7 protein-coding genes are annotated in these 6795 nt (G+C 57.0%); 5 read left to right on the top strand and 2 right to left on the bottom strand.

Features of this window, described 5'->3' with window-relative positions; translation table 11 throughout:
- Positions 1–10 precede the first annotated feature (10 nt).
- From D906_RS24665 to D906_RS24655, 3 genes are all read left to right on the top strand, one after another.
- The gene (locus D906_RS24665) at positions 11–460 is read left to right on the top strand and encodes a carboxymuconolactone decarboxylase family protein (RefSeq protein ID WP_023532827.1); all 450 of its coding nucleotides are present in this window, start codon (positions 11–13) and stop codon (positions 458–460) included.
- Between the two features lie 575 nt (positions 461–1035).
- On the top strand, positions 1036–2391 hold the full coding sequence (locus tag D906_RS24660; RefSeq protein WP_019097793.1) for a type II toxin-antitoxin system HipA family toxin: 1356 nt from the start codon (positions 1036–1038) through the stop codon (positions 2389–2391).
- Complete coding sequence (locus D906_RS24655) at positions 2388–2885, top strand: helix-turn-helix domain-containing protein (protein ID WP_027615773.1); 498 nt, start codon at positions 2388–2390, stop codon at positions 2883–2885. The genes D906_RS24660 and D906_RS24655 overlap by 4 nt, the downstream gene beginning before the upstream one ends.
- Positions 2886–3018: 133 nt before the next feature.
- On the opposite strand, the gene D906_RS24650 is transcribed toward D906_RS24655, so the two are convergent.
- Positions 3019–4095 (bottom strand): YafY family protein, encoded by a 1077-nt coding sequence (locus tag D906_RS24650; protein ID WP_027615772.1) that lies wholly within the window; start codon positions 4093–4095, stop codon positions 3019–3021.
- A 130-nt stretch (positions 4096–4225) separates the two neighbouring features.
- Here D906_RS24650 and D906_RS24645 point away from each other — a divergent pair, with 130 nt between their 5' ends.
- Entirely contained in the window at positions 4226–4594 is a 369-nt protein-coding gene (locus D906_RS24645) for a hypothetical protein (protein ID WP_027615771.1), read from the top strand.
- Positions 4595–4640: 46 nt separating this feature from the next.
- Complete coding sequence (locus D906_RS24640) at positions 4641–5189, top strand: hypothetical protein (protein ID WP_027615770.1); 549 nt, start codon at positions 4641–4643, stop codon at positions 5187–5189.
- 143 nt (positions 5190–5332) lie between these two features.
- Here the strand turns inward: D906_RS24640 and D906_RS24635 are convergent, their stop codons facing one another.
- The gene (locus tag D906_RS24635; RefSeq protein WP_027615769.1) at positions 5333–6718 is read right to left on the bottom strand and encodes a GntP family permease; all 1386 of its coding nucleotides are present in this window, start codon (positions 6716–6718) and stop codon (positions 5333–5335) included.
- Positions 6719–6795: the final 77 nt, after the last annotated feature.

The raw sequence follows: 6795 nt of genomic DNA, 5'->3' as shown, positions 1-6795 counted from the left end.
AAAAGAAATCATGAGTCGACTCAATTGGTTTGAAGCTTCGCCTGGTGCAGCCAAGGCCCTTGGCGGGCTGCATCATTTCGTGACCACCGCGACAAATTTGCCAGCCCCGTTGATTCACCTCGTGTTTCTCAGGGTGTCTCAAATCAACGGCTGCGCCCATTGCATCGATCTGCACTCACGCGATCTGATCAAAGCAGGTATTTCAGTGGACAAAGTGCTGTTAGTACCGGTATGGCATGAAGCGCACTATTTGTTCTCGGATCAGGAGCGCTCAGCATTGGCCTGGGCAGAAGAAGTCACGCGGGTAAGCGAGACACATGTATCCGACGAAGCTTACGCAGCAGCATCGGCAATGTTTGCCGAAAAGGACCTTGTCGACCTGACAGCGGCCATTGCCGCAATGAACGCTTTTAACCGTATGGGCGTCAGCTTCCGACTCAAACCTGCCGCTAAAACGTGATGACCTATGACTCAACATGCAAACGCAGTACTTCAGAGACCGCCCTAGTATTGCCTACAGTCTGTTTCAGGCCTTTGCGGCCCCTTCTGAACGACGGGTATGAGCCGAAAGCAGTCTCTGACGGACGTCCGCAATGGGTCGATAGCTGCCTTTCCCCAGACGAGCCTGAGCTTGGCTTTGGCGATTGGGTAGCCGTCCTCCGTCATCGTGTCATGCCATTTCGCAGTGGTCGGGATCCTGAAAATAGACTGGGGATAATTTTAGAGATAAAGAGTTGTACCCTTAAGAATAATACCCATTGAATTCAGCCTCTTTCGTGTCGATACGATTCCTGTCTCCGCACCAGTTCAGGTTCCAGCGAAGGCTACCAAAATCTCTGGAACCCCGTAAAACCCGCCTTCTGGCGGGGGGGCGTTATGGCGTTCCGTCGGAATCCGACAGCTCCCTGCCGACTTAGGTTGTTGCGTTTGTGTGAGGATAAATTGCGGTGAACACATAATCGGTAGTGGGGTGCCGGTTTTTCGCGTGTAACGTTTCTAATCAGCAAAATATTGCCGGTTCCTGCCGTGTGCACTATGATAATCAGCATTAAAATGCTGATTAATGGTGTGGCGATGCCGCTCAGACTCACGATCCAAGCTTTCTCAGAGGGGGCATGGCGCGATGCAGCGACGCTCACGGTTGAGAACCCCGAGCGTGTGGCTGATGGACGTTGCCTTGTCGCATACGACAGCGACTACATCATCGCGAACTTTGATCGCATGGAGGATCGTTGCGAACGGGCCCTAAGCGTTAACCTTCCGTTGAACTGGGACCACCATGACGTCAAAGGGTATCCCGCATTCCTCTACGACATCATTCCCTCTGGTGCTGCCAAGGACTCTCTTGAAGCCCGCTACGGGCGTCTCAAGCCCGAAGGCGTGGAACTGGAGCTGTACCTGCTAGAACGCTTCACGCCGGCCCCTGTTGGGCATCTGCGCATCAAGGAGTCGGTGGAAGGCCTTCAATCGGATCGGAGCGAGGCTTTCGCGCATGCTGAGGTCGTGAACAGGACGAACGAGTTTCTTGAATATGCCTACGAAACCGGCGCGGCATTGGGCGGCGCTACCGGTGCCAACGGTCAAGCCCCCAAACTGGTCATGACCGAAGCACACGACGGTGCTCTGTACGCTGATGCGATGCTTCCCGATGACCAGGCGTGCCGTCACTGGCTGATCAAGTTCGCGCGTAATCGAGGCGGCGAGCGCGACAAAGACATCCTGCGAACAGAGTTTCATTACTACAAGGCGGTTGCTGCCCTCGGTCTTGATACGGTTCCCACTGATGGTCTGGCGCTTGAAGAGGCAGTGAAGCCAAGCCTCTGGATGCCACGGTTTGATCGCCAGGTAGTAGATGGCGTGGTGGAGCGGATACCGCTGGAGTCGGTGTACTCGATCTGCGGCATTACCGGCTACGCGCATCCGATGGCGCATGTCGAAGTGGTTCACCGGCTGGTAAGTCTATGGGTCGATAACGGCCAGCAGGATGAGGTGGACGACCTGGTGTTCGAGTATGTACGGCGCGATCTGCTGAACCGCATTCTAGGGAACACCGATAACCACGGTCGCAACACCTCCATCATGCGTGTGGGTGGGAGGTTTCGTTTGGCCCCAATCTATGACCTCGCGCCAATGATCCTGGATGAAGAGGGTATTACGCGGACGACGAAGTGGGCTGCGGAGCGTAAGGGGTCTTCTAACTGGAGCGACAACTGCGCTGAGCTTATTGGTTACACGGATCCCGATGTTCTGCTGCAACGGTTGATGAATGCGGCTGAGGAATTCAGGGCGTTGCCCGATCTGCTGATTGATGTTCCTGAATCGATGCGCAATGCAGCCTCTCTACCCGTGAATAACCTGGACAAGCGACTCGTGGAGTGGGGACTGCGATGAAAAAACTACAGCCTGAAGAGCGCGCTCAGCTCGTAGAGGAAATCGTCAAGCGCAATGCGGCGGGGCTCGATCCAATTGGGACATCCATCCGCCGTCTGCGGCTCGAAGTGACTGGGCTTGACCAAGAGACCTTCGCTGCCATGTGCAAGATCTCCACGAAAAGCCTGTACGAACTGGAGAGCGGGAAGTCGAATCCGAAGCTCAGCACTTTGGAGGCCGTGCTGCGTCTCTTTGGCATTCGGATGGGTATGGTGATGACTGCCAAAGATGATCCCACTGCAACGGTCGCCGGCAACACTGTCGGCCAGTTGAAGGCGGGTGGGCCAATCGCTGTGGTTGCGCGGCCGGTGGCGAATCTTTCGCCCCTGGCCAACGCTTACGTGGTGGCCGGACCGAAACGCGGGAAAAGCCCTGCGGCAGCCAAAGCGATGAAGGAAGTGTCGAGGCCGGCATCGCCACGGGCACGGAAAAGCAGTCAGGAAAAGAGAGATTGATTTATGACGGTGGTGCGCGGGACACCTTCGGGTGTGCCGGGCTCCTTTCGTCCCGGTCGGCCAACCCTCGTATTGCTGCCACCTTAACTTGCTTGGCCGCGAGCGGTGGCAGTTCCATCACGGAAGGAACTCATCACCGTTCGTAGGTTTTCAGCGCCACGGTGAGCATTTCATGGATATGCGCCCTCAGGGCCAAAGGTTCCAGCACCTCGATATCGGCAGCGTTCGCCATCAGAAACAATCGTAGCCCTTGGGTGTCGCGAATCCTGCAGGTCAGCAACCATTTGTCCCCGTCTTGCAGCAGCTTCTGGTTTTTCTCCAGCGGGTTCTCAGAAAGCCGGTTGTACAGGTTGGGGCTTAGCCGAAGGCGTGTTTTCTGTGCTGGTGAATGGATGGTCACCAAGTCTTTCTGGACTTCATCAGCATGAATGTCGTAACCCTCCGGGTCATCGATGATGCGCTTGCCCGGCTCTACCTTGGTAATCCTGTGTAGCATCAACGCACAGAGTTTATTGGGGCCGTTGCTGCTGTACTTGCCCCGCGGCACGCCGGGGCCAGGTGCTTCGCCGAGCCACTGCTCTTCGGCAACATATGCGGAGAGGTAAATATTGGAGTCCTGGTGAGATAAACCCAGTGGCTTGAGTTGGTAAACACACTCGACACCGTCGGCGGCGAGCGGGCGGTACCAGACCTCAAGGGGCTTGCCTTCGAGGATTGCCATTTGCAGGCGCTCAAGGTGTTTGGCGTTGTACTTGCCCGGCTGTAAAACAGTGAACCGCGTTCCTGAAGTAATGCGCTTGCTGAAGTTCAGCTTGCGCCGGGAACCATCATGCATGACCCGTTCGGTGTAGTCCTGCAGGCCCTTCAACTCGTCAGTCGCTGCTTGCAGGCCGAATCGTTCGGCATGCTTGAAAATCGCCGAGAGCGACATGGCGTCTGAAGGCGAAAGCACCAGCGAGTGGCTTCGGCCCACCGCAGACCAGAGCAAACTCCGTTTATCTGCCTCGTTGATGGTCGATCGAACGTAATCAAGGTCCTCGAGCACCTTCAAATCCCTGATGGTGGTTTTTTCATGCTGTTCGTCATCGTCATCCCCATGCCGACGAACCCACGCAACCAGCTTCGCATGCACTTTCGCGGTGGTCAGTGGCTTACCCGCTGCATTAAGAATCTGCCGCAGATAGTCACGGCGATGAGCTCGGTTGATCATTTAGTTTCAATTCGGACAAGAAGTGTCCCTATTGGAGTGCAACATGCTTCTCGTTGGCAAGGGAAAGACCTTGATCATGCCACTCACACCTCCATCGCAGAGGGTGTGGCGGAGAAAAGAGGGCACCGCGATGAGCGACATCGAGAGCGTCAAAGCACTGATTATTGAAAGCGCAGCCGACGGCATCGACGCTGTTGAGCTGCACCGGCGGTTGATGCAGGCGGATGTGAGCCTCGGTGAGGCTGAGGTTCAGACGATCCTGTTGGCATTGCAGGAAGAGGGTCGCCTGATCGGTCAAGAGGTAGAAGGCCAATGGCGGTACACCCGCTTCGGCAACAACGACGCTGCAAATGCAGCCCTGGAATACAGCCCGCAATTCGCGGAACGGATCCTCGCCGCTTCGTGCGATGAGTATGTAGAAATCGATGTAGACGACATGATCCAGATGCTTGATGACATGCTCGCTCAAGCAAGATCTCGCCGAACCGATACCCAGTAAGCGCCTGCTACCGGGCATTTGTCAGCCATCTGAGGAAGTAAACACCATGGTAACCAGTGATGTGACGTCTGCCATTGTCAACGCCAAGCCGGGTATCCAGAAGTATCTGGCTTTGATGAGCCAAGTGGAAACGGTAGACGTTTCGACTGACGCACTGTTTCAGCGAGCGTATAACGGCTTCTATCGTGTGCAGCGGCGTGAGCGTTCCTGGTATGGCGCCTACTACCAGCTTATGGAGCAGTTGAAGGGATCGAAGCCCACGTTTGCCGAGGTTCTCGATCATATGCACCAGGCTACCGGGCGTTATGAGCCGTCGTTCTCCAGCAAGCTGGTTGCTACGTTGAACCCGCAAAAGCCGGTTTGGGATACGCATGTACTGCGCAACATCAACCGCAAGGCACCTTCCTACCAATCCCGTAAAAAGATCGAGGACGCCAAGAGCTGTTATGCGTACATGGAGGATTGGTACCAGGCCTTTCTGGCGTCCACTGAATGCGCAGGTTGGATAGGGCAATTCAACGAACGGGTGCCCGAACACGGCAAGCTGACCGATTTGAAGAAAGTTGACTTCATTCTTTGGCAGATGCGCGGCTGACGGGTTGATCTGGGCTGGGTAGGGGTCAAGACGGTATCTACAACGCCCGCGCAAGCTGCTGAGGTATGTGCTTGCGCGGGCGGCCTGTATAGCCTGTGGAGGCAACTGTCTTCTTGTGGCGGTCAGGCCATTTTGAACCTGGCTCAGCTCACCGTAATCGCCGCATTCAACACCAACACCACGATCAAGCCAACCACCGCCACGATGGACTGCACCACCGAAATGGTCTTGGTGGCTTCGCCCATGGTCATGCCGAACGATTCCTTCACCATCCAGAACCCTGCATGGTTGGCATAGTTGAAGAACAGCGACCCGCAGCCGATGGACAAGGCCAGCAACGGCAGGTTGAGGCTAGGGTCTGCCCCCGCAAGCGGTGCCAGCAAGCCGGCAGCCCCGACGATACCCACCGTGGCGGAACCGGTAGACACCGAGAGCAACATCGCGATCAACCACCCCAGGATCAAGGGCGGGAACGCCGATTGCTGGGTCAGGTGCACAATGGCATCACCCACCTTGGCGCTGGTCAGCATCTCCTGAAAGGCGCCGCCGCCGGCAATGATCATGATGATGGAGGCGATAGGCTTGAGGCTTTTGCCCAACGCATCACGCAGCTGTTCGGCGTCGCCGCCACGCGCCAGTACCAGGCTGGCGCCGGCGAACAGCACGCCCAGCAGCATGGCGATCAGCGGGTTGCCCAGGAAGCTGGCCATTTCCAGCAGCGCGTTGCCTTTGGGCAGCAGCATCTCGGCAACGGCATGCACCAGCATCAGGATTGCCGGCAGCAGCGCGGCCAGCATGCCGATGAATACGCCGGGGCGGGGCTGGTTGTCGGCTTTTTCAGTCAGGGTGAACTGGTCCAGCAATGCCTGATCAGGCCGCGTGCTCATACGCTTCGAGATGAACATGCCATACAGCGGGCCGCCCAGAATCATTGCAGGGATAGCGGCCAGGAAGCCATAGAGCATGGTCGGCCCCACCGAGGTCTTGAGTACGGCAATGGCGGTCAAGGGGCCAGGGTGCGGGGGGACCATGCCGTGCATGGCGGCCAGCGCCGAAATCACCGGCACACCAACGTACACATACGCCGAGCCTTTGAAGCGCGCCTTGCCTTCCAGCTTGCGTGCCACGCTGAAAATCAGCGGCAGCATGATCACCAGGCCCACTTCGAAAAACATCGGGATGCCGATGACAAAGGCAACCAGCATCATGGCCCACGGAATCAAGCGGTCCGGGGTGCGTTTGAGGATCACATCCGCGACCTGCTCGGTGACGCCCGCGTCAGCCAGGATTTTGCCAAGCATGGCACCAAGCGCGATCACCACCCCGACTGCGCCCAGGGTCTTTCCGGCGCCTGTGAGCAGGTGGGAGACGATGCTGCCGGGCTCCATGTGGGTAGCGAAACCCACGCCGATGGACACCACCAGCAAGGCCAGGAGGGGATGCATCTTCAGGCGCGACACAATGAGTGCCACCAGCACCAGGACACTGACCAAGGCAGTCAGCAACAGCTGTATATCTAAAGGAGTCATGCAAGGAATCTCGGTTGGGCAGGCGCTCTGGCGGCACTCAGGATTTGAAGGCGGACGATTCGACGTCGAGAGGAATG

It is taken from the genome of Pseudomonas sp. LAIL14HWK12:I1 (assembly GCF_003202095.1).
GTDB classification, from domain to species: Bacteria; Pseudomonadota; Gammaproteobacteria; order Pseudomonadales; family Pseudomonadaceae; genus Aquipseudomonas; species Aquipseudomonas monteilii.
This window is presented reverse-complemented; position numbering and strand designations above follow the sequence as displayed.

Bases quoted from the DNA above. Each gene is read 5' to 3' on its own strand.
- D906_RS24645 (WP_027615771.1), top strand. From the start codon at position 4,226: ATGAGCGACATCGAGAGCGTCAAAGCACTGATTATTGAAAGCGCAGCC.
- D906_RS24635 (WP_027615769.1), bottom strand. From the start codon at position 6,718: ATGACTCCTTTAGATATACAGCTGTTGCTGACTGCCTTGGTCAGTGTC.
- D906_RS24650 (WP_027615772.1), bottom strand. From the start codon at position 4,095: ATGATCAACCGAGCTCATCGCCGTGACTATCTGCGGCAGATTCTTAAT.
- D906_RS24660 (WP_019097793.1), top strand. From the start codon at position 1,036: ATGATAATCAGCATTAAAATGCTGATTAATGGTGTGGCGATGCCGCTC.
- D906_RS24665 (WP_023532827.1), top strand. From the start codon at position 11: ATGAGTCGACTCAATTGGTTTGAAGCTTCGCCTGGTGCAGCCAAGGCC.
- D906_RS24655 (WP_027615773.1), top strand. From the start codon at position 2,388: ATGAAAAAACTACAGCCTGAAGAGCGCGCTCAGCTCGTAGAGGAAATC.
- D906_RS24640 (WP_027615770.1), top strand. From the start codon at position 4,641: ATGGTAACCAGTGATGTGACGTCTGCCATTGTCAACGCCAAGCCGGGT.